Origin of the sequence: Flintibacter porci (assembly GCF_041925195.1) — a bacterium.
Lineage (GTDB): Bacteria > Bacillota > Clostridia > Oscillospirales > Oscillospiraceae > Lawsonibacter > Lawsonibacter porci.
This window is the reverse complement of record NZ_JBHEVB010000015.1, coordinates 16,018-37,057: the sequence shown is the minus strand read 5'-3', so window position 1 is coordinate 37,057 and position 21,040 is coordinate 16,018. Positions and strand designations below refer to the sequence as shown.

The 21,040-nt window shown below is 56.8% G+C and carries 20 protein-coding genes and 5 tRNA genes; 16 read left to right on the top strand and 9 right to left on the bottom strand.

Translation table 11 applies throughout. The annotated features are described in order from the left end of the window. Window positions 1-31: 31 nt before the first annotated feature. Genes ACEVJL_RS13795 through ACEVJL_RS13780 form a run of 4 tightly spaced genes read left to right on the top strand, consistent with a single transcriptional unit; the run spans window position 32 to window position 3,349 of the window. A complete protein-coding gene (locus ACEVJL_RS13795; protein WP_374738175.1) occupies window positions 32-514 on the top strand; it encodes a hypothetical protein in 483 nt (160 codons plus the stop codon). After that, window positions 453-2,105, top strand: a complete 1,653-nt coding sequence (locus ACEVJL_RS13790) for an ABC transporter permease (RefSeq protein ID WP_374738174.1) — start codon at window positions 453-455, stop codon at window positions 2,103-2,105. The genes ACEVJL_RS13795 and ACEVJL_RS13790 overlap by 62 nt, the downstream gene beginning before the upstream one ends. A gap of 28 nt (window positions 2,106-2,133) precedes the next feature. Continuing rightward, complete coding sequence (locus ACEVJL_RS13785) at window positions 2,134-2,688, top strand: hypothetical protein (protein ID WP_374738173.1); 555 nt, start codon at window positions 2,134-2,136, stop codon at window positions 2,686-2,688. Window position 2,689: 1 nt separating this feature from the next. Beyond that, the gene (locus tag ACEVJL_RS13780) at window positions 2,690-3,349 is read left to right on the top strand and encodes an ABC transporter ATP-binding protein (RefSeq protein WP_110440114.1); all 660 of its coding nucleotides are present in this window, start codon (window positions 2,690-2,692) and stop codon (window positions 3,347-3,349) included. Between the two features lie 130 nt (window positions 3,350-3,479). Here ACEVJL_RS13780 and ACEVJL_RS13775 read toward each other — a convergent pair whose 3' ends face one another. From ACEVJL_RS13775 to ACEVJL_RS13750, 6 genes are all read right to left on the bottom strand, one after another. Beyond that, window positions 3,480-6,092 carry a cation-translocating P-type ATPase gene (locus ACEVJL_RS13775; protein WP_374738172.1) on the bottom strand — a complete coding sequence of 871 codons (2,613 nt, stop codon included), beginning with the start codon at window positions 6,090-6,092 and terminating at the stop codon, window positions 3,480-3,482. Between the two features lie 300 nt (window positions 6,093-6,392). Then, window positions 6,393-7,145, bottom strand: coding sequence for an anti-sigma-I factor RsgI family protein (locus ACEVJL_RS13770; protein WP_374738171.1), 753 nt, complete (start codon window positions 7,143-7,145; stop codon window positions 6,393-6,395). Then, the gene (locus ACEVJL_RS13765; RefSeq protein ID WP_110440117.1) at window positions 7,126-7,620 is read right to left on the bottom strand and encodes an RNA polymerase sigma factor; all 495 of its coding nucleotides are present in this window, start codon (window positions 7,618-7,620) and stop codon (window positions 7,126-7,128) included. The genes ACEVJL_RS13770 and ACEVJL_RS13765 overlap by 20 nt, the downstream gene beginning before the upstream one ends. Window positions 7,621-7,640: 20 nt before the next feature. After that, window positions 7,641-7,919: a hypothetical protein gene (locus tag ACEVJL_RS13760; RefSeq protein WP_235398622.1), complete on the bottom strand. Its 279-nt coding sequence runs from the start codon at window positions 7,917-7,919 to the stop codon at window positions 7,641-7,643. A 91-nt stretch (window positions 7,920-8,010) separates the two neighbouring features. Beyond that, complete coding sequence (locus ACEVJL_RS13755; RefSeq protein WP_374738170.1) at window positions 8,011-10,110, bottom strand: ATP-dependent helicase; 2,100 nt, start codon at window positions 10,108-10,110, stop codon at window positions 8,011-8,013. A gap of 51 nt (window positions 10,111-10,161) precedes the next feature. Continuing rightward, window positions 10,162-11,196, bottom strand: a complete 1,035-nt coding sequence (locus ACEVJL_RS13750; RefSeq protein WP_325208007.1) for an alcohol dehydrogenase — start codon at window positions 11,194-11,196, stop codon at window positions 10,162-10,164. A 177-nt stretch (window positions 11,197-11,373) separates the two neighbouring features. Here ACEVJL_RS13750 and ACEVJL_RS13745 point away from each other — a divergent pair, with 177 nt between their 5' ends. Beyond that, entirely contained in the window at window positions 11,374-11,697 is a 324-nt protein-coding gene (locus ACEVJL_RS13745; protein WP_040649947.1) for a PadR family transcriptional regulator, read from the top strand. Continuing rightward, entirely contained in the window at window positions 11,694-13,046 is a 1,353-nt protein-coding gene (locus ACEVJL_RS13740) for a DUF2812 domain-containing protein (protein WP_374738169.1), read from the top strand. The genes ACEVJL_RS13745 and ACEVJL_RS13740 overlap by 4 nt, the downstream gene beginning before the upstream one ends. Before the next feature lie 43 nt (window positions 13,047-13,089). Here the strand turns inward: ACEVJL_RS13740 and spoVAE are convergent, their stop codons facing one another. Further along, on the bottom strand, window positions 13,090-13,446 hold the full coding sequence (gene spoVAE / locus ACEVJL_RS13735; protein ID WP_151076138.1) for a stage V sporulation protein AE: 357 nt from the start codon (window positions 13,444-13,446) through the stop codon (window positions 13,090-13,092). A gap of 13 nt (window positions 13,447-13,459) precedes the next feature. Then, window positions 13,460-14,488, bottom strand: coding sequence for a stage V sporulation protein AD (spoVAD, locus tag ACEVJL_RS13730; RefSeq protein ID WP_110440123.1), 1,029 nt, complete (start codon window positions 14,486-14,488; stop codon window positions 13,460-13,462). 135 nt (window positions 14,489-14,623) lie between these two features. Between spoVAD and ACEVJL_RS13725 the strand changes: the two genes are divergently transcribed. The 3 genes from ACEVJL_RS13725 to guaB all read left to right on the top strand — a co-directional run bounded on the left by ACEVJL_RS13725 (window position 14,624) and on the right by guaB (window position 17,553). After that, on the top strand, window positions 14,624-15,238 hold the full coding sequence (locus ACEVJL_RS13725; protein WP_110440124.1) for a hypothetical protein: 615 nt from the start codon (window positions 14,624-14,626) through the stop codon (window positions 15,236-15,238). Then, window positions 15,235-15,978 (top strand): acyl-[acyl-carrier-protein] thioesterase, encoded by a 744-nt coding sequence (locus tag ACEVJL_RS13720; protein WP_374738168.1) that lies wholly within the window; start codon window positions 15,235-15,237, stop codon window positions 15,976-15,978. The genes ACEVJL_RS13725 and ACEVJL_RS13720 overlap by 4 nt, the downstream gene beginning before the upstream one ends. Window positions 15,979-16,077: 99 nt before the next feature. After that, window positions 16,078-17,553 carry an IMP dehydrogenase gene (guaB, locus tag ACEVJL_RS13715; RefSeq protein ID WP_302668461.1) on the top strand — a complete coding sequence of 492 codons (1,476 nt, stop codon included), beginning with the start codon at window positions 16,078-16,080 and terminating at the stop codon, window positions 17,551-17,553. A gap of 95 nt (window positions 17,554-17,648) precedes the next feature. On the opposite strand, the gene pfkA is transcribed toward guaB, so the two are convergent. Next, window positions 17,649-18,659 (bottom strand): 6-phosphofructokinase, encoded by a 1,011-nt coding sequence (pfkA, locus tag ACEVJL_RS13710; protein WP_008981859.1) that lies wholly within the window; start codon window positions 18,657-18,659, stop codon window positions 17,649-17,651. A 311-nt stretch (window positions 18,660-18,970) separates the two neighbouring features. On the opposite strand from pfkA, the gene ACEVJL_RS13705 reads away from it, so the two are divergent. The 7 genes from ACEVJL_RS13705 to ACEVJL_RS13675 all read left to right on the top strand — a co-directional run bounded on the left by ACEVJL_RS13705 (window position 18,971) and on the right by ACEVJL_RS13675 (window position 20,971). After that, window positions 18,971-19,046: transfer RNA gene (locus ACEVJL_RS13705), tRNA-Val, on the top strand. Between the two features lie 20 nt (window positions 19,047-19,066). After that, window positions 19,067-19,143: transfer RNA gene (locus ACEVJL_RS13700), tRNA-Asp, on the top strand. 3 nt (window positions 19,144-19,146) lie between these two features. Beyond that, a tRNA-Phe gene (locus tag ACEVJL_RS13695) sits at window positions 19,147-19,222 on the top strand. A gap of 43 nt (window positions 19,223-19,265) precedes the next feature. Further along, a tRNA-Gly gene (locus tag ACEVJL_RS13690) sits at window positions 19,266-19,341 on the top strand. Between the two features lie 27 nt (window positions 19,342-19,368). Next, window positions 19,369-19,443: transfer RNA gene (locus ACEVJL_RS13685), tRNA-Cys, on the top strand. A gap of 339 nt (window positions 19,444-19,782) precedes the next feature. Further along, on the top strand, window positions 19,783-20,451 hold the full coding sequence (locus ACEVJL_RS13680; RefSeq protein ID WP_374738167.1) for a hypothetical protein: 669 nt from the start codon (window positions 19,783-19,785) through the stop codon (window positions 20,449-20,451). A 22-nt stretch (window positions 20,452-20,473) separates the two neighbouring features. After that, a complete protein-coding gene (locus tag ACEVJL_RS13675) occupies window positions 20,474-20,971 on the top strand; it encodes a hypothetical protein (RefSeq protein WP_374738166.1) in 498 nt (165 codons plus the stop codon). Window positions 20,972-21,040 lie beyond the last annotated feature (69 nt).

Genomic DNA, 21,040 nt, shown 5'->3' with positions numbered 1-21,040 from the left:
AACTGAACAATGTTCAAAAAGGAGGTAGTCTATGAAAGTAAAACGAAATACTCTGCTGCTTCTGGCATGCCTGGTGTGGAGCGCGGCAGGTTTTAACATTCTTCGTATTGGCTTGCTCGCCTATCCCTCGTATCGGTCTGTGCTGAATTTCCTGTTGTCCGCTTTGGTTTTTGCTGTATTTCAGAAATTTATTTTTGGAAAGTTGGTCAAAAAGCACACGGCCAGAATCCATGCCTATCTGGAAGAGCGGCACTTTTTTCTAAAATTCTTCGATCGGAAAGCATTTGCTATCATGGCAGTGATGATGACCGGGGGGATTAGTCTGCGGGCGAGCGGATTGGCACCGGAGCAGTTTATCGCGGTCTTTTATACCGGGCTGGGGGCGTCTCTGCTGCTAGCCGGATTGTTGTTTGGCCGTAACTATTGCCTATCAAATGCAGAATCAGAACCGCTTGAAGCTGGAGAACATTCATTCCACAACCCTGCGTTACCAGGAAGCATACGAAAGAAATGAATCGTTCCAAATGGTTGGAGCAGTCCAGGAGTATGCCGATGCGTTTGGTGTGATTTTGGATGAAGAGAATCAATCAGTCTTTGATAGTTCGTTTGGCGTATTACCGGGGGAGTGGGTCGACCGGGCCATCGAGCTGACCCGCGGGCGGGAAGAAGGACAAATCGTATTGGATGGGAAGCAGTATCTGTTTTCAAAAGTTCCCGCTTATGTGAAGGTAGATTCTGCATCCGAAGATACTGACATTGAGCAGTTCAGCCAGATTGCTTTTTTGGATATTACGGCGTCAAGGCAAAGCCTGCGGGAACTATTGGCAGCCTTTGTAGGTGTGGGACTCCTCACGCTGCTGGCTATGCTGGGGATCAGTACCCTGTTTGCCAAACGGGCGGTCGCTCCCATAAGTGAAATCTTTCATATTGTCACCATCAATATGATCGAAAATAAATTTCGCCTCCTGCTTACTACCCTGGGCATCATCGTCGGCACTATCACCATCATTCTGGTCATCGCCATCGGGAAAGGCGGCGAGCAGGAGGCGGCAAAGCAATTTTCTAACCTCTCCGCCGACACCATCTATGTGAATCTGGATTACACAGCGTTGGGAACTGGAAAAGACATTACCACGGTGGAAAAACTGACACCGGAGCTGATGGAAACCATCATGGAAGAAAGCACTACTTTGCAAGGCATGTACCTGCGGGCCAGCGGCTTTCAGGAAGTGACGTATAATTCCAAAAAGCAATCCGCCAATCTGGTGGGCGTCACCCCAGGCTATGCGGAAATCTCCAATATTTCGTTTGAGCAGGGTACTGACTTCGGAGAAATAGATTTCGAGGATGGCGAGCGTGTCGCTGTCATCGGCAGCAAAATCGCAGAAAAACTGTTTGGAACCGAGGAAGCAGTGGGTAGTTACATAAAAATTGGGGATGCCCGGTATCAAATCATAGGCCTTTTGAAACGCAGCGAGGATGGTTTGCAGGGCGTGGATATGGACAGTAGTATTTTTATCCCCTATTCTGCGATGGAGAGGGACGAACTGCTGGACCCCTATGCCACAACACAGGCGGTTGGGAAGGCGTTCAGCATCCGTGAAATCGAAAAAGCAAAAAAAGAAATCATGAGCACCTTGAACTACTACATGACTGAGGCAAGCGTCTATACCGTATCCGACGCAGGCACACGAATCGAAGCTGCCACCGCATCGGCTACCACCATGAAGCTGCTTTTGGTATCGGTGGCCGTGATCGTTTTTGTGGTAGGTGGAATCGGGATCATGAATGTTATGTTTGTAACGGTGAAAGAGCGCACCAAGGAAATCGGTATTTTGAAAGCACTGGGGGCCAAAGGAAAAGACATTTTGTTTCAGTTTCTGCTGGAATCCTTTTGCATCGGTGTGTTTTCCGGTGTAGTAGGCGTGGCGTTGAGTTTCCCCGTCATCACTTTGATGGGCTTTACCGAGATTCCTGTCTATCCTTCTTGGGATGGAAAAGTTGTGGCGTGCCTGTTTGCGGTTGCCACCAGTACATTGTTCGGGTTCTACCCGGCGTACAAGGCTTCTTTGCTGATGCCGGTCCAGGCGTTGGCAGAAGAATGATAAAAAATGATGTGAAGGAGATAGAATAATGAAAAAGCGGATTGTAACTGTACTTGCCCTGACCCTGACCTTTGCTCTGGCTGCCTGTTCCGGAGGACAGACGAAGACGCCCGAAAGTTCCGTTCCCGAGCAAACAGAAACCTCTTCGGGGGACACCGCAGCGATCCAGAGCTATATGGGGCAGGTGTCGGATAAGGTGGGCAATGATATTACCGTAAGCCTGGGTGAGATCGTTCTGGACAGCGGAGATGGCTCCGGGGAATCCTACTATGTAGATGAAAACGGAGAGCCCCGGCCGTCAGACGGAAACGATGTTGGCGCAGGCGATGGCGCAATGATTATGGTCCCGGCTCCGGACGATGCTGCCGGAGACGGAACGGAGGGCAGTGCTGGAGCGGCTCCCGCAGAGCAGCTTCCCATCGAATTTACCGGAGAAGTGCGGGAGTTTATTATCCCTGCCGGAGCAAAAATCACCAATGCAATGGGAAAAGAGGTCAGCTTTGACAATGTGACCAAGGGCAGCCTGGTGCAGCTGATCGTAAATGAAACCACCGGCGTGGTGCAGCAGCTGATGGTGATGTAACATGATCTGCCTGGAGGATGTCAACAAATCCTATCGGATGGGTGAAAATTCCCTGCATGTGCTGAAAGATGTATCACTGCAAGTAGAACGGGGGGAGTTTGTATCCATCCTTGGTGCATCGGGCAGCGGGAAGTCCACGCTGATGAACATTATCGGCTGCATGGATACCCTGGACACAGGGCGCTATACCATTGACGGGATCTCTGTGGAGCAAAGTGAACCGGATGTGCTGGCCGCCATTCGAAATGAAAAGATCGGGTTCATTTTTCAGAAGTATCATCTGATCCCAAAGTATTCGGTGCTGCAAAATGTAATGATGCCGCTGCTGATCCGGGGAACAGACCGCAAAAGCGCCCAAGAAAAGGCGGAGGAGATTCTGGAGATGGTGGGCCTGGAACAGCGGAAAATCCACAAGCCCAACGAGCTTTCCGGCGGCCAGCAGCAGCGGGTTGCCATTGCAAGGGCACTGATTACCCATCCGGCTGTTTTGCTGGCCGACGAGCCGACCGGTGCATTGGATTCCAGAACCGGGCAGGAAATCCTTGCATTGTTTCGTGATCTGAACCGGCAGGGCAATACCATCATCCAGATCACTCATGACAGCAATGTGGCGAAAGCTGGAAGCAGAATATTGACTTTAAAAGATGGAGTTCTGCTTTGATAATGTCTATCTTCACGAGTGCTTGGGTGCAATGCATTCCACAGGAACAAAAAAGGCAGGTAGTGCAATTGCACTGCCTGCCTTTTTTAAGATACTTCCGTGAAAACAACGGAAGCTTTTAGATTGGAATTCAGCGGCCCTGGAAGATGCGGGTGAGCTGGATGAGCAGGGTAGGAGCAAAAGCCAGACCCAGCACACACAGAAGGTCAAAGCCGTTGAGGGGAGAAACCAAGAACAGGCTCTCCATGGCGGGGACAAACAGCACCAGAGCCAGCAGCAGGATACCTACGCCGAAAGCCATGAGAGAGTACACGTTGCTGCCCAGACCAAGCTTGATGATGGACTCCTTGCCGCGGCAGTTAAAGCCGTGGAACAGGCGGGCCAGGGTGAGGGTGGCAAAGGCCATGGTGCTGGCCAGAGCGGGGCCGGACTGGTTCAGACCGATATAGAAAGCGACCATAGAGGCGATGCCGATCATCAGGCCCTGACCAAACACCCGGGTGAGCATAGGCTTATCCATCATGGAAGCATTGGGGTCGCGGGGAGGCTGGTCCATCAGACCGGGACGCGCGGGCTCCATGCCCAGCGCGATGGCGGGCAGACTGTCGGTGAGCAGGTTGATAAACAGCAGGTGTACCGGCTGGAAGGGGACGCTCAGCCCGGCAATGGAGGCGTAGATGACGGCCAGAATGGCGCCCATGTTGCCCGAGAGCAGGAACTGAATGGCGTTGCGGATGTTGGCATAGACGCTGCGGCCGTTGAGTACCGCCTTGACGATGGTAGCGAAGTTGTCATCGGCCAGAATCATGGCGGCGGCATCCTTACTGACCTCGGTGCCAGTAATGCCCATGGCCACACCCACATCAGCCTTCTTCAGGGCGGGGGCATCGTTGACGCCGTCACCGGTCATGGCGGCGATGCAGCCCCGGCGCTGCCAGGCGGTGACGATGCGGATCTTATGCTCGGGAGAGACTCGGGCGTAGACAGCAATGTGGGGGAGCTTCTGATCCAACTCCTCGTCGCTCATGGAGTCCAGCTCCACGCCGTCCAGGGACATATCGCCCTCACCGAAGATGCCGATCTGCTTGGCAATGGCGGTGGCGGTGACCTTGTGGTCGCCGGTGATCATGACGGTACGAATACCAGCCTTTTTGGCGTCGGCCACAGCCTGGATGCTCTCAGGCCGGGGCGGGTCGATCATGGAGATGAGGCCCACGAAGGTGTAGTCGGTCTCGTCTTCCAGGGTGAGCAGACGGGCCTCCTTCATGGGACGCAGGGCGAAGGCCAGCACCCGCAGACCGTTTTCCGACTGCTGGCGGTTGACCTGCTGGATCTGGGCGCGGAGCTCGGGAGTCATGGGGACAGGGCCGTTGGCGGTGAGTAGCTGAGTGGAGCGCTCCAGCAGCACGTCCATGGCGCCCTTGGTGTACAGGGTGGGGCCGTCATCGGTGTTGTGCAGGGTGCTCATCAGCTTGCGGTCGGAGTCAAAGGCCAGCTCGGCCAGACGGGGGTGCTGGGTGCGGTAGGCACGCTCCTCTACGCCGAAGCGTCCGCCCAGCTGAACCAGGGCAACCTCGGTGGGATCGCCCACGGAGGCGCCGGTCTCGTGGTCCATGGTGGCGTCGCTGTCCAGCAGAGCAATTTTCAGCAGGGTGCGCTGGGCATCGTTGGCCAGCTCCAGGTCGGTGCCGCGGGTGAGGACGCCGTCGGCCCAGATGTTCTGGACCGTCATGCGGTTCTGGGTGAGGGTGCCGGTCTTATCGGAGCAGATGACCTGGACGGAGCCCAGGCTCTCCACCGCCTTCAGCTCCTTGATAATGGCGTTCTGACGGGCCATCTTCTGGGTGCCCATGGCCAGCACGATAGTGACGATGGAGCTGAGAGCCTCAGGGATGGCGGCAACGGCCAGAGCCACGGCAAACATGAGGGAGTCCAGGATGGTCATGTGGCTGCGGAAGACAGACAGGAGGAAGACGCCGGCGCAGATGATCATGATGACCATGGCCAGCTTGCTGGAGAAGTCGTCCAGGTTCTTCTGCAGAGGAGTCTTGCGCTGCTGAGTCTGATTCATCAGGGTGGCGATGCGGCCCAGCTGGGTGTCCATGCCGGTGGCGGTAACTACCATGACAGCACGGCCGTAGGTGACCAGAGAGCCGGAGAAGACCATGTTCTTCTGGTCGCCCAGGGCGACCTTCTCGCCCTCAATGGCTTCATTGGTCTTTTCCACCGCTTCGCTCTCACCGGTGAGGGAGCTCTCATTTACCTTAAGAGACCAGCAGTTCAGCAGACGGCCATCGGCCACCACAAGGTCGCCGGCCTCCAGCTCGATGATATCGCCGGGGACGACCTGATCGCTGGGAATCTCCAGGCGTTGGCCGTCACGCAGCACTTTGGCGGAGGGGGCGCTCATCGCTTTCAGGCTTTCCAGGGACTTTTCAGCCTTAAAATACTGTACGGTGCCCAGAATGGCGTTCATAATGAGCACGGCGAAAATAACCAGGGTACTTTCCATGTTGCCGGAGAACATGGAGATGAGGGCGGCTGCAATCAGAATAGCCACCAGCAGGTCTTTGAACTGCTCGGCAAAGACAGCCAGCACGCTCTTTTTCTTGCCCTCGGCCAGCTGGTTGTGGCCGTACTGAGCCAGGCGCTGGGCGGCCTGGGCACTGGTGAGACCGTCTGAGGTGACCTGGAGGTGCTCCAAGGTCTGCTTGGGTGTCTTTTGGAAGAAGTTTTGATCCATAACACGTCGCCTTTCTTTCTCTGTTGTGAGGAATAGTTTGTGCCGGAAGAAACAAAAAAGACCTTCCGGCAGTATGGAAATACTGCCGAAAAGTCTTGTTACCACCAAAATATGGGGGCCCACCCTGCCAGATTATCCGAAGACAATCGAGATGTTGACAAGGCGGCTTGCAACTACTCCCTTTTCACGCGAGAAGTACTATATCACAGGGAAATAAAAAAGGCAAGGGAAAATTCGCAGATTTTTAGGGAGAAGGAAATCGGAAGTTGAGACATATGCCAAATTGGGGCGAAAGAGGGATTACCTGGCTCCGTGATGGCCTTCACTTCCATGGTGACCGCCGGAATAGCCCTGACCACTGCCGGTATTCTGTCCACAGTCAGAGGAACTGCTGGCGTCCTGGCCGGATGACAGGTCGGACAGCCATTGACGCAGCTGGTGCATGGAGCATTCGCTTACCTGTTCTGTCGTGATGGAGGGATCCAGGGCCTGAAGCTGGAGCAGCATCTGATATTTGCTCAGAGACAGCCCCTCCTTCTGGGCCGCAGTGACCTGGGACCAGTCGGCGCTGGAACAGCTCCCGTGTCCTGCGCAGGACTGAGTATCTTCCATCAGGTCCTGGCAGTGCTGCTGGTTTTGTCCCGCCACGGTAACTGCCAGCTCCGTGCCGCTGTCCAGGGCCTGGGATACCTCCTGGCTGCCCAGAATGGCCTCCAGAGCATCGGTGTAGCTGAGATAGGTGAGCTCCAGCTTGTCGGCCAGTTCCTGGTCCTGGGCACTGTCTCCCTGGACCTGGAGCACCCGGTCAAATCGGTTCAGCGTCAGCTCCAAGGAAGGACCTGCCTCCACGCTGACGGCGGACACCGGAGTGAACCAGGCCAATGCACCGCCTGCCCCCAGAAAAACGACCAGTAGACAGGCGGCCGCCGCCAGCAGGCTGCGATAGCGGGGACGGGCGGGAGTGCGCCGTGTATGGAGATAGGCACGTGTGCGCTCCTTCAGCTCCGGACTGGCCTGGACGGCCTGAAAGGCATCATGGATCGGTCGGTTCAATGCGTTCACCTCCCAGCGTGCTGCGCAGCTGTTCCCTGGCCCGGGTCAGTAGAGTGTAGACGGTATTGGTGTTCTTGTGCAGGATCGCACCAATCTCTTTGGCGGTGTAGCCTTCATAGTAGTGCAGATACACCACGTCCCGGTATTTTGCGGGCAGAGAGAGGACGGCCTCCAGTACCTCCCGATGCTCCTGAGACAGCTGGTCAGGCTGGTCGGCCAGTTCATCCAGAGAGACGGTGCGGCTGCGGAAAAACCGTTTCAGCAGATCCCGGCAGGCGTTGAGCGTGACCCGGATGAACCAGGCCTTCTCGTGCTCGGGGCTTTCAAACACAGCGGAGCTGAGGATATATTTCAGAAACACGGTCTGAAAGATATCCTCCGTGTCGGCCGGATTTTTCAGATGCACCATGCAGAGCCGCCGTACCAGATCGGCATAGCGGTCGATGGCGCGGTTGGCCTCCTCTTCGCTGCGCATGTCCTCACCCTTTTACTTCGTTAATTCCAGCGGCCTCCCCTGTGGTGGCCGCCGCCGTGGTGGCCCTGGCCGCAGTTCTGGCCCAAATTGTCGCACACACCGTCGCCGTCGGTATCCCCATAGGCGCAGTTGCTGCCGTGGTAGTCGCAGATCCCGTCGCCATCCGCGTCCTGGTAACAGGTTTCGGAGTTCTGGCAGATCCCGGTACCATGTCCAAAGTGGCTTGCGGCCAAAGTCCCGGTGACAAGCAGGCCCAGCACCAGGGCGCTGACCAGCAAAATGGTAATCATCTTTTTCATACAAAAACCTCCCCGATCAAACTGGGGCTCTCTTTGCCCCTCATAAGCAATACGACTGAGGAGGGCGGATCCATTCACCGGAGAAAAATTTTTATTCCTCCGGATCCGCCAGCTGGAACTGCCCCAAACGCAAGGCGGCGGACAGGGAGAAGCGCCGCTCGACGCCGTCGGCAAAGCGTACCGAGATAATGTCGCCGGAGCGGGAGACGACCTGACCCGGACCGAAGCTTCGGTGGAACAGGGCAGCGCCGGGGACGCAGCGGCGGGAGGTCTGTTCTATGGCTACCAGGTCCGGTACCGCCCGGGGGGAGAGGGGAGCGGCCTTTTTGGCCTCCTCCTTGGATTTAGGGAAGAGGGAGGAGGCAAAACGGCTGGTGAGCTCACTGCGGCGGAAACGCATGACCCAAAGCTCTTCCTTGGCCCGAGTCATGCCCACATAGAAGAGTCGCCGTTCCTCCTCGTAGGCGTCCAGTTCCTGGGAGGAGGCATCGGGACCGGGGAGCGTTTTGGGCAGCAGACCGTCGGCCACATCCATTAAAATGACCCGTTTGTACTCCAGCCCCTTGCTGGAGTGAATAGTGGAGAGGATAAAAGGACAGTCATGTTGAGACGATCCAGCCCGTACCAGCTCCCGCAGTACCTCCAGCCGCTCCAACAGGCCGCCGGGAGTGGGCTCATTGGCCCCCAGAGCCTCCAGAATTTGCGTTTTGCTCTGATCCATGCCCCGCTGCTCCAGATAGTCCCCGTATCCCATAAAGTGGACGATGCGGTACACACCCCGGTCAGCCCGCTGGGTGAGCAGGTTGGCCATATGGGTCTGGAGGGCCTTGCACTGGCGGCGGGTCCAGGGGGATGTACCGGGGAGCGAAGCAACCAGTTCCAGAATGGGAGAGGTATCCGGACCGCACTGGGCCGCCGCCTGTTCGGCCACCGCCCGGCTGATCCCAGCCCCCAGCTTGTAGTAGACCCGCAGGAAGGCATCTCCATCCCAGGGGTCCTGAGCCAGAGTAAGGATATCCACAATATCCCGCACCACCCGGTGGGTGAAAAAGCCGCTGTCCACCTGGCGGCAGCGGTAGGGAATACCCTGGCGTTCCAGCAGATCGATGAGGGGCAGGGCGCTATCGTTGTCCCGGTAGAGGATCGCAGTCTCCTCTTTGCAGTCCTGGGCTACCTGGGCCAGATAGCGGTATTGGGCGTTGCGGTCCTGGACCCAGATCTCTTTCAGGGCCGGCCCCTCTCCACGCACCGCCTTCATGTGTTTGGGACGGCGGTTTTTGTTTTGCTCGATGAATTTCTGGGCAGCGGCCACAATGGGACGAGTGGAGCGGTAGTTCTGCTCCAGATAGAGTACCTTTGCACCGGGATAGATGGATTCAAACTGGGTGAGAGCCTGAGGGTAGGCGGCCCGAAAGCCGTAGATGCTCTGGTCCTCGTCGCCCACCAGAAAGAGGTTGCCGTTTTGTCCCGCCAGCAGTCGGAGAATGGCATGCTGGATTTTGGAGGTGTCCTGGGCCTCGTCCACACAGAGGTAGGGGTAGCGGCGGCGGAACTGCTCCAAAAGCTGAGGAAACTGCTTTAAAATCCGGTGGGCATAGATCATCTGGTCGTCGTAGTCCATGAGCTGGTGGGTGCGCAGCAGGCGGCAGTACTCCTGGTAGATGGGAGGAAACTCCACCCCCTCCACCTCTACCTGTTCCAGATCTTCACCGGAAATCATGCTGTTTTTCACATAGGTGATGGCGGTCTGTACCGCCTTGACGGTGCTCTCCGAGGCAAATTCCCCGCTCTGCCGCCGGCAGATCTCCCCGATAATGGCCGCCTGGCGTCCGGTGTCCTCCAACAGCTGAAAGGCCTGGCGGCCCTGGGTGCGCTCATAGGCCCGAATGATTCGGTTGCACACTCCGTTGATGGTGCGAAACTCCAGCCGGTCGGCCAGAGGTTGGCCGAAGAAGGCGGCGAAGCGCCGGGACATGTCCCGGGCGGCGGAGACGGTGTAGGTCATGGTGAGGATGTTCTCCGGTGGGACGCCCTGGGCAATCAGATAGCCGATGCGGGAGACCAGCACCGTGGTCTTGCCGCTGCCCGGTACCGCCAACAGCAGCACCGGTCCGGAGAGGGCCTGAACGGCCTCTTCCTGCTGGGGATTAAGATTTAAGTGGTATTGGGTTTTGAACTGAGCGAAGGTCATGAGGTTCTCCTGAAAACCGGGAGGGCAGCGCCCTCCCGGGAAATAAAAAAGTTATGGGGCAATGGCCACTTTGATCACATTGTCCCGGCGGTGTTCAAACAGATCGTAGGCCGCGGCAATGTCTTTGAGTGGGTAGGTGTGGGTGATGAGGGGCGTGGTGTCCAGCTTGCCCTGGGCAATGAGGGAGAGAATCTCTCCACAGCGGCAGCCGTCCACTCCGCCGGTCTGGAAGGTGAGGTTTTTTCCGTACATGTCCGGGAGCGGGAGCACCTGGGGCGCGTCGTACAGGGCCACCACGGTGACAATGGCGTTGGGACGGGCGCAGGACCAGGCCAGAGTGAAGGTGTCTTCGCTTCCGGCCACTTCCAGTGCCCGGTCAGCACCTCCGTGGGCACTGTGGGCACGAACAAAATCGGCGGCCTGCTCCGGCTCCACGGTCAGCACCTGGGGGTAGTGCTTTTCCACAAAAGAGCGGCGCTGGGGGTTCTTCTCACAGACGATGACCTGCCGGGGATGTTTCAGCAGCACACACTGGAGGGTGCACAGGCCGGTGGGACCGGCCCCGATGACCAGCACCGTATCTTCGTGGCCGATCTGGGCAATGTCAGCGGCCCAGTAGCCGGTGGCCAGGATGTCCCCTACAAAGAGGGCTTGTTCATCCGTGACCCCGTCGGGAATTTTATCCAGCCCTTGGTCGGCATAGGGGACCCGGACATACTCCGCCTGGCCTCCATCGATGCGGCAGCCCAGAGCCCAGCCGCCGTTGGGGTCGGTGCAGTTGTTGACCCAGCCGTGCTGGCAGAAGAAGCACTCGCCGCAGAAGGTCTCCACATTGACGGTTACCCGGTCGCCGGGGCGCACGGTGGTGACGGCGGAGCCCACCTGCTCTACCACGCCCACCATCTCGTGGCCTACCGTGATGCCGGGCACCGCCCGGGGCACCGAGCCGTGCTTGATGTGCAGGTCGCTGGTGCAGATGCTGGACAGGGTGACCCGGACGATGGCGTCCCGGTCATCCTGCAAGGTGGGCTTGGGCTTCTCCATCAGGGCAAAGGTACCTTGTTTTATGTAGGTATAGGCCAGCATGGCGGGATTCCTCCTTGCAGAATGGAGGCGGCCTTCTGGCCGCCGTCGTATTTAAGATCAGTATACCACACAAGGGAAAAACTTGCACCTTCTTTGGCTTTTCTCTTGACAATATCGATATTCGATTATATACTGAACGTGAAAATAACGATATTCGATATAAGAGGGGTGAGGGTGGTGCCACGGGCAAAATTTCAGACGTTGACGGAGCAGATGTACTACATTCTCCTGTGCCTGAGCCGGGAAAACTGTGGTATGGATGTGATGGACCAGATCCCCGCCATGACCGGAGGGCGTGTCCGGGTGGGACCGGGTACCCTCTACAACCTGTTGGAGCAGTTTGTGGAGGCGGAGATGATCCGGGAGACCCGCTGTGAGGGCCGCCGCCGCAGCTATATTTTAACGGAGAAGGGGCGGGCGAGACTAGACGAGGAATACCGCCGCATCTGCCAGCAGCAGAAGGACTATGAGGCCATGTTCCGAGAGGAGGGTGCACCATGAAGAGAACTCGAAGAGATTGGATCCCGTTTTCGTTCTATGACCACACGGGAATGGAGAAGCATCTGGAGAAGATGGCACAAAAAGGGTGGATGCTGGAGGAGCTGACCAGTTTCGGTTGGAAATACCGGGAAATCCAGCCCCAGGAGCTGCACTTTTCGGTTCCCTTCGACACCCGGGCCTCGGAATTTGAACCGGAGCCCACGGAGGAGCAGTATACCTTCCAGGAGTTCTGCCAGCGTTCGGGGTGGAAGCTGGCCGCGGCCTCGGGGCAGATGCAGGTCTTTTACAACGAGGAGGAGGACCCACTGCCCATCCAGACCGACCCGGAGATGGAGGTGCGGATGGTGGACAAACGGGCCCGGCGAATGGCGCCATTCTATGTGATCTTCTTGGTGTTGGGATTCCTGATTGGGGGAGGCTGGTGCTACTCTCTCGTCTATACTCCCATCAAAGCACTGACCACGCCCAGTGGAGTTTTGCTTGGACTTTCCTGGCTGTGCCTGTTTGTTTACAGTGCCGCAGATCTGATCGTCTATTATACTTGGCGGCGGCGTGCGCTAGCTGCCGCCCAGCGGGGAGAGTTTTTGCCTACCCGAGGATGTCACAAGCTAATGTATGTGGTGCTGGTAGTGATTGCTCTGGGGCTGGTATACTGGTTTGCTACGGAGCGCAGACCCGGAATGCGCTTTTTGACAGGAGGGATGCTGCTGGCCTATGTGGTGATATTCCTGGCGGTAAATGGAACGAAACAAGTAATGAAACGGAAAAAGGCACCGGCCACTCTGAATCGAACAATTACAATTTGTGTGGATATTTTGCTGGCGGTGGCACTGGTAGGAATGATAAATAAGATTTTTATACAGGGTATCTACAACGGGGACTTTTCCATAGAGAAGCAGATCGAGGCACCCTTGGCTGCCAGCGATCTGACCGGAGTGGACGAAGAGAAATACCTCACCACCGTTAGTGTGGAGATGACCCCATTCCTGGACCGGCGGGAGGTGTGGAGCCGTACCGGCTTTGACCAGGCGGAAGAGCTGCCTGGGATGGAGTACGTTCTGGTAAATGTCCATGTGCCCTGGATCTACGACGCCTGTTTTCGGGAACTGTGCCGGGATTCGGTGGTGGATGTAGCCTTTCCTATACAGAAAGAGTATACCTGCGTTCAGTATGAGACAATCGATCCCACACCCTGGGGAGCGGATGAGGTCTACCAGTTTAGTCTGGAAGGAGAACTCCAGCAAACATATATTTTGTGCTGGCAGGATAAGCTGGTCCAGTTGAAGGCGGACTGGGACCTGACGGCGGAACAGATGGCCGTGGCCGGGGAGAAGCTGGTAAACGCATAAGTAAGAAAAATCGGTGGAGTTTTGAAAAACTCCACCGATTTTTTTAGTGTTTGGGCCGGGCTTTGAACAGCAGGGCGGCCAGAAAGCCGAAGAAGATGGCGGCGGCCACACCGCCTGCCGTGGCCGCGGCTCCCCCGATAAAAGCCCCCAGCAGGCCGTGCTGCTGTACCGCCTCCCGCGCTCCTTTTGCCAGGGTATAGCCAAACCCGGTGAGGGGAACGGTGGCACCTGCTCCCGCCCAATCTACCAAGTACTGATAGAGGCCGGAGCCCCCTAAAATCACTCCGGCGGTGACATAGCAGACCAGAATTTTGGCTGGGGTCAGTTTCGTGCGGTCAATGAGGATCTGACCCAGAGCGCACAGCAGCCCACCGCACAAAAAGGCATTGAAGTATTCCATGGAAGGTCACCTCTCAATTGGTGTTTGGACGCTGGGCCGACAGGGCCACGGCGTGGCAGATCCCCGGTACCGACTCCCCCTGAAGGGAGGAGGTAGGGGAGTGGAGAGCTCCGGTGGGGCAGAAGAGAATGTTCTGCCACTTGCCGCTGCGCAGCCCCTCTACCAGATAGCCGGTGAGCACGCTGGCGCAGCAGCCGCAGCCCGACCCTCCGGCGTGGACGTCCTGGCGCACCCGGTCGAAAATAAGCAGGCCGCAGTCGGTGTGGCGGTCGGACAGGTCGATTCCGTCCCGCTGGAACAGTTCCAGCAGCAGCGTGCGGCCCAGCTCCCCCAGGTCGCCGGTAACGATGAGATCATAGAAGTCTGGGGAGCGGCCGGTGTCCCGCAGATGGGCGGAAATCGTCGAGTAGGCGGCGGGCGTCATGGCGGCTCCCATGTTATTGGTGTCGGTGACCCCCTTGTCCACAATCTGACCTGGCGTCACATGGGTAATATAGGGCCCAGGACCCTCCTGGTCCAAAATCACCGCTCCAGCCCCGGTCACGGTCCACTGGGCGGTTGGAGTGCGCTGGCTGCCGTACTCCAGAGGGGTCCGGTACTGCCGCTCTGCCGTACAGAAGTGGGAGGAGGCCATGACCCCCGCCCGACGGCCAAAGTCTCCATCCAAGGCCATAGAGGCCAAAATCAGTCCTTCGCCCATGGTGGAGCAGGCCCCGTACAGGCCAAAGAAGGGGATATGCTGCTCCCGGGCGGCAAAGGAGGAGCCGATACACTGGTTCAGCAGGTCTCCGGCAAACAGCCAGTCCAGAGTGGAGGCACCCTGTCCCAGCTTGTCCAGCGCCAGGGTGAGCGCCTTTTTCTGCATGGCGCTCTCCGACTTTTCCCAGGTGGACTCCCCAAAGGTATCGTCGCTGTCAATGAGATCAAAGGTCTTTCCCAGAGGGCCCTGCCCCTCCAGCTGTCCCACTACATTGGCGCAGGTCAGAAAGGAGGGGGGATGGGAGAGAGCCACGGTCTGCTGTCCCAGCTTTTTCTTGCTCATAGATGCCACCTCGCAACAAGGATGGTGCTAGGATTTCCAGAATGGGAAAAGTTATGCTCTGCCCCTGGAAAAAGAAAACAAGGTGGAGTATAATACAATAATTAACCATTTGAAGATAAACGGAGGAACTCCAGTATGAGTCAGGAAAAGACCCGCTTTTTATCCTATATTTGTCCCCGCTGCCGCCAGTCGGTGATTGTGGAAAAGGACGTGTTCGCGCTGGCCGCCTCGCCTACCCGCATCCAGTGTCCCTGCGGCCACTCTGAGCTGGACGTGGAGTTTCTGCCTCAGCGGGTGCGGCTGAAGGTGCCCTGTCTGTACTGTGGCCGGGAGCATCTGGTGTCCTGTTCGTCCACGGCCTTCCTGCGGGAGAAAGCGCTGGCCTTCTCCTGTGCCCAGTCGGGGCTGGACTGCTGCTATGTGGGCGAGGAAGGGCCGGTGTACGCCGCCACGGCCCGCCTGGAGCAGGCGCTGGACAAGCTGGAGGACGAAGGGGGAGAGCGCGGCGTATTCCTGGATGAGATGGTCATGGAGGAGGTCCTCTCCGAGATCCGGGATATCGCCGCCCGGGACGGCATCTCCTGCACCTGCGGCAGTCACAGCTGGACCTTCCAGGTCAATTACAGCTCGGTGGACCTCATCTGCAAGGAGTGCGGAGCCCAGATGCGCATCCCTGCCGGTACTGCCGACGATATTGACGATATCTGCTGCAAAACGCGGCTGCTGATCCGTGGAAAGGAGAACCAATGAGCCAGTTTTATGAGATGACCCTGCCCATCGACTCCCGGGATGTGGATGGAAGGGGATACTGCAAGGCAGGACCTCTGCTGGGACACCTGCAGGAGGCGGCTACCCAGGCCGCAGAACACGGCGGGTTTACCCGGGAAATCATTGTGAAGCGCTACGGTGCGTTCTGGATGCTTACCCGGGTGTGGTACCGTCTGGAGCGGCCCCTGCACTGGGGAGAAAATCTCACCATCCGTACCTGGCACCGGGGAGGCCGGGCGGCTACCATGTACCGGGACTATGACCTGCTGGCGGACGGCGAGCCGGTAGGGGAGTGCGTATCCATCTGGGTGCTGGTACGGGCCAGCGACCGGAAGATTTTGCGGCTGGAGAGTGTGGAGGAGCTGCAGAACACCGGCGGAGGAGAACTGTGCAAGACAAAGAAGCTGACCAAGCTGCGTCTGCCCCAGGAGATGGAGCCGGTCTGCCATCGCCGGATGCAGTACAGCGACACCGATATCAACGGCCATGTGAACAACTGCCGCTACGCCGACTTTGTCTGTGACGCCATGGAGATGCAGAATCTGGAGGAGGACAAGTTCCTCTCTCAGCTGCAGATCGGCTACCTGGCGGAGTGCCGTCCGGGGGATGAGCTGGAAATGCGGTTGGGGCAGGAGGGAGATATGCACTTTGTCCAGGGTATGGACGAGGAGGGCAAATCCCGCTTTGAGGCCTCGGTGATTTTTGGTGAAGTGCTTCCTTGACAAGGAATTCAAGGACAGGTACAATAAATCTATTACAGGTGTTTTTTGAGCCGATTTGCCCCTTTTTGGGGCGAACGAAAGGAAAAGGAGTTGTAGCTTATGGTCAATCAGGATGCTGCGCAGAAGTTCCTGAAGCAGGGCCTCACCTTTGATGATGTTCTGCTCATTCCTGCGGCCAGCGATGTGCTGCCCGCCGACGTGGACCTTCACACCCAACTGACGAAAAAGATCCGTCTGAATATTCCCCTCATCAGCGCCGCCATGGATACCGTTACCGAGTACCGCATGGCCATTGCCATCGCCCGTGAGGGTGGTATCGGTATCATCCATAAGAATATGTCCATCAGCCAGCAGGCTGAGCAGGTGGATATGGTCAAGCGCTCTGAGAACGGCGTTATCACCAATCCCTTCTGGCTGGCTCCCGGCCACACTCTGGCTGAGGCCGACGAGCTGATGGCCAAGTACCGCATCTCCGGTGTGCCCATCTGCGACAACGGCAAGCTCATCGGCATCATCACCAACCGTGATATGAAGTTTGAGACCGATATGAGCCAGCTCATCGACAACGTGATGACCAAGGAGAACCTGGTCACCGCCCCCGAAGGAACTACTCTGGCCGAGGCCAAGGAGATCCTGCGCAAGCACAAGATCGAGAAGCTGCCCATCGTGGACAAGGACTTCCACCTGAAGGGCCTCATTACCATCAAGGACATTGAGAAGGCCGAGGTGTATCCCAACTCTGCCCGTGACGAGAAGGGCCGCCTGCTGGTAGGCGCTGCTATCGGCGCCACCCACGATGTGCTGGACCGTGTGGCCGCTCTGGTTGAGGCCGGCGTAGACGTGCTGGGCCTGGATTCCGCCCATGGCCACACCCAGAACGTGCTGGAGACCGTCAAGCGCATCAAGGCTCTGTATCCTGATGTTCAGCTCATCGCCGGCAACGTGGCCACTGCCGAAGGCACCCGGGCTCTCATTGAGGCGGGCGCTGACTGCGTGAAGGTGGGTATCGGCCCCGGTTCTATTTGTACCACCCGTGTGGTGGCCGGTATCGGTGTGCCCCAGATCACTGCCATCTATGACGCTGCCCGCGTGGCCGCCGAGTACGGCGTGCCTGTCATCGCCGACGGCGGCGTGAAGTTCTCCGGTGATATCGTCAAGGCCATTGCCGCCGGCGGCAATGTGGTCATGATCGGCTCTCTGCTGGCGGGCTGTGAGGAGTCTCCCGGCGACACTGAGATCTATCAGGGCCGTCAGTTCAAGACTTACCGCGGCATGGGCTCCCTGGCTGCCATGAACCACGGCTCCAAGGACCGCTACTTCCAGGAGAACAACAAGAAGCTGGTTCCCGAAGGTGTTGAGGGCCGTGTGCCTTATAAGGGACTGACCAGCGAGACCATCTATCAGCTGATGGGCGGCCTGAAGGCCGGCATGGGTTACTGCGGCTGCCATACCATTGACGAGTTGCAGTCCAATGCCCAGTTCATCCAGATCACCGCTGCCGGTCTGCGGGAGTCTCACCCCCACGATATCTACATCACCAAAGAGGCCCCCAACTACACCATCAGCCCCGACTGATTCCTTTCATGAACGAAAAACTCCGCGCTCATTACGAGCGCGGAGTTTTTTTGTATCAATTGAGATGTGGTTTTAAAATGGAAAAAACGGAAAGATCAAAGCAGTGTGCCGCCGTTGTTAGTCAGAGCCTCCAGCACCTGATAGCGGTCCATCTGGAACTGCTTGGTCATGGCCAGAGCTTCCTCCATATCCAGGTCCACGATGTGGCCGTCCCGGGTGGCAATAATGCGGTTGCCCCGGTTGCTCAGCAGGGTCAGCACGGCCTCGTAGCCCATGCGGCTGGCAGTCTCACGGTCACGGGCGGTGGGGGAGCCGCCGCGCTGAATGTGGCCCAGCACGGTGACACGGGGATCGATACCCACCTCGTCGTGGATACGCTTGCCGATCTCAAAGGCGCTGCCTGCGCCCTCAGCCACTACCACCATGTAGTGGGTGGAACCAGCCAGACGGGCACGGCGGATCTTCTCCACCACGTCCTCCTGGAAGTCGACTTCACGCTCGGGGATCAGCACGGCCGTAGCGCCCACAGCAATGCCCACATACAGGGCCAGATAGCCGGCGTGACGGCCCATGACCTCAACCACGGAGCAGCGCTCATGGGACTGCATGGTGTCGCGCAGTTTATCGATACACTCAATGGCGGTGTTGCAGGCGGTGTCAAAGCCGATGGTGTAGTGGGAGCAGCCGATATCGTTATCGATGGTGGCAGGGATGCCCACCACGCTGATGTGGCTGCCCGCCTCAGCAGCCTGGCGGGAGAGAGCCAGTGCGCCGCGGAAGGTGCCGTCGCCGCCGATGGCCACAATACCGTCCAGACCCAGCAGCTTGCAGGTATTCAGAGCCTTAGCACGGCCCTCAGGATTCATGAATTCCATGCTGCGGGCGGTGTAGAGCATGGTGCCGCCCTTATTGATGATATGGCTGACGCTGGAGCCATCAAGCTGGACAAAATCGCTGTTAATAAGACCGTTCCAGCCTCTGCGGATACCCACACACTGGATCCCGTGGCTTACTGCGGTACGGACGACCGCACGGACGGCTGCATTCATGCCAGGAGCGTCGCCGCCGCTGGTCAGAACACCAATACGCTTCACCTTATTCTCCATTTGGAGCTCCTCCTTCGTCTGGCCGTGGCCAACATGTTCTCAGCATTGCTGCTAATTGTTTCGTAGTGTAAAAGTTGGCGGATATCAAGGCGCTTAAAATCGTCTTAATTATGTCACTGTACACGGCTTTGTGTCAAGAATATCCCGGCGCTTTCTTTCATTATTTCATAGAGTAGAAACAGATAGTCTATCCATTTTCAGGATAAAACAGGGGCTCGAAAAAAACTTTTAAAAAATTTCAATTTACCTGTTGACAATGGGCCGAAAATCTAGTATACTAGCGAAGCCGTCGCAAGTGAGGCGCACAACTCGGGAGCATAGCTCAGCTGGTAGAGCACATGCCTTACAAGCATGGGGTCACAGGTTCGAGCCCTGTTGTTCCCACCACTTCCCCCCCATGACTACCTGGCTCGGTAGTTCAGTTGGTTAGAACGCCGGCCTGTCACGCCGGAGGTCGAGGGTTCAAGTCCCTTCCGAGTCGCCACTTGCCTCTGTAGCTCAGTTGGTAGAGCAGGGGACTGAAAATCCCCGTGTCGCTGGTTCGATTCCGGCCGGAGGCACCAAGTGAACAAAGCCCTGGAGAGGGTTCCCCTCTCCAGGCAACATGCGAGTGTAGCTCATCTGGTAGAGCGCCACCTTGCCAAGGTGGAGGTAGCGAGTTCGAGCCTCGTCACTCGCTCCAATTTTTTGGAGCGGTTCCGCTCCAGATGGTGCCATAGCCAAGTGGTAAGGCAGAGCTCTGCAAAAGCTCCACTCCCCAGTTCAAATCTGGGTGGCACCTCCAGAATATCAAAACGCTATAGATGCCGTAGGCTGAACGCCTACGGCATCAAGCGTTTCCGGGCTTTTTTTGCTCGAAAATTTACCGATTATTCCATAGATGCCAAACGGCTGATTTCAGTAATCGCCCAGATTTGAACCCCTTTGTTCCGGGGTTCGGTGCAGGCTTCTATGCTTGGCGCCCTTTTTGAAGCAACTGGTTTCAAAAAGGGCGCTGATTTTACAATAAAATAATATACAACATTGAGGGCGCCGTTTTGTTGGTCTTGATACCATCAGAGCGGCGCCCTTTTTGCGTTCTCCCAAAATTCAAAAAGGGCGCCAGCCCAAGGAGGTAAGGAACATGAAAAGAGATCGGTATTTTAAGGAACTAGCCCTCGTCCTGGGGCGGGCTGGTTTTACTCTCCTGCCCCAGGAAAATGATTCTCTGCCGGTGGAGTATCAAGGCCAGCGATTATGCCGGGTCAATGATCAGGGGAATGTTTTCTACCGTCAGGAGGATGTGAACTTGCCTGAGCGAGAACAGGCATGTGCCAAGGTTACAGATATGGCCGGAACAGTTCTGGAATATATGAGCCATTTGGAACACGCCCCAGTTCTCCAGGCGATAGGATTGTCGGAGCCGTATCAGTCCCTCGCTGAATTCAACGGTACTGTGTTGGCTGGTCGGCAGACCGAAAAGGGCGCTAAGTTTGTGACCTGGGACTGGGACTTCAACCACACTGGTCTGAACCATGGCCACTATTATGAAGGGAACTATGCGGGAGCCAAACGGGACTTTGCAATCCGCGCTGGCTTGATACCGGATGAACGCCAGTTTACAGCCGAGCAGCTCATAGAAATCTATCAACAGAGCGCTTACATCCGTTTTAGCTGCACTCTCCCAGAGAATCAGGAACGGATCATAGACGAGATTCAACAGCGGATACAGGAACTGGTTCCAGACTGTGAGGAGCGGATTACTCACAGTATGGAAACCAACACAGGTTCTTGTTTCGAACAAACTATGTAACAACATTGATTGGGGTGAAAATATGAGAATGGTAGCAATTTTAAAAAACAATGACCATCCTGAATACGGAGAGGTTTCCATGCCTCTTCCCATCAAGGCCAGTGAATATGGCCATTGCATGGAACTGCTTTCTTCCTTGGGCATTGGCGATGCTCTGAACAAAGACTGCCAGGTTGAAGAACTTACAAGGGCATACCCGACCCTCCGGTGTCTGGAAGGCTGCAAGGTCAACATTGATGAGCTGGACTACCTGGCAAAGCGTCTGGATGGATTTGATGCTGTCGAGATTTCCCAATTTCAGGCTATGGCAGATAAGCTGAAGCTCACGGATATGAAAGACCTGATTACGCTAACAAGAAAATCGAGGACTTGGACAACCGCCGCAAAACGCTGTCCAAGGCGATTGCAGACCTGTCCGTTGAAACGCTGTCCTCCCAGCAGATTGAATTGCTGTCCGGTTATCTGGACGATTGGGAGAACATCAGCTTTGAGGACAAAAGGAAAGCCGCTGACGGCCTGATTTCATCAATCAGCGCAACCAGCGACTATGTAAAAATAGAGTGGAAAATATGACCTATTTTCCACTCCG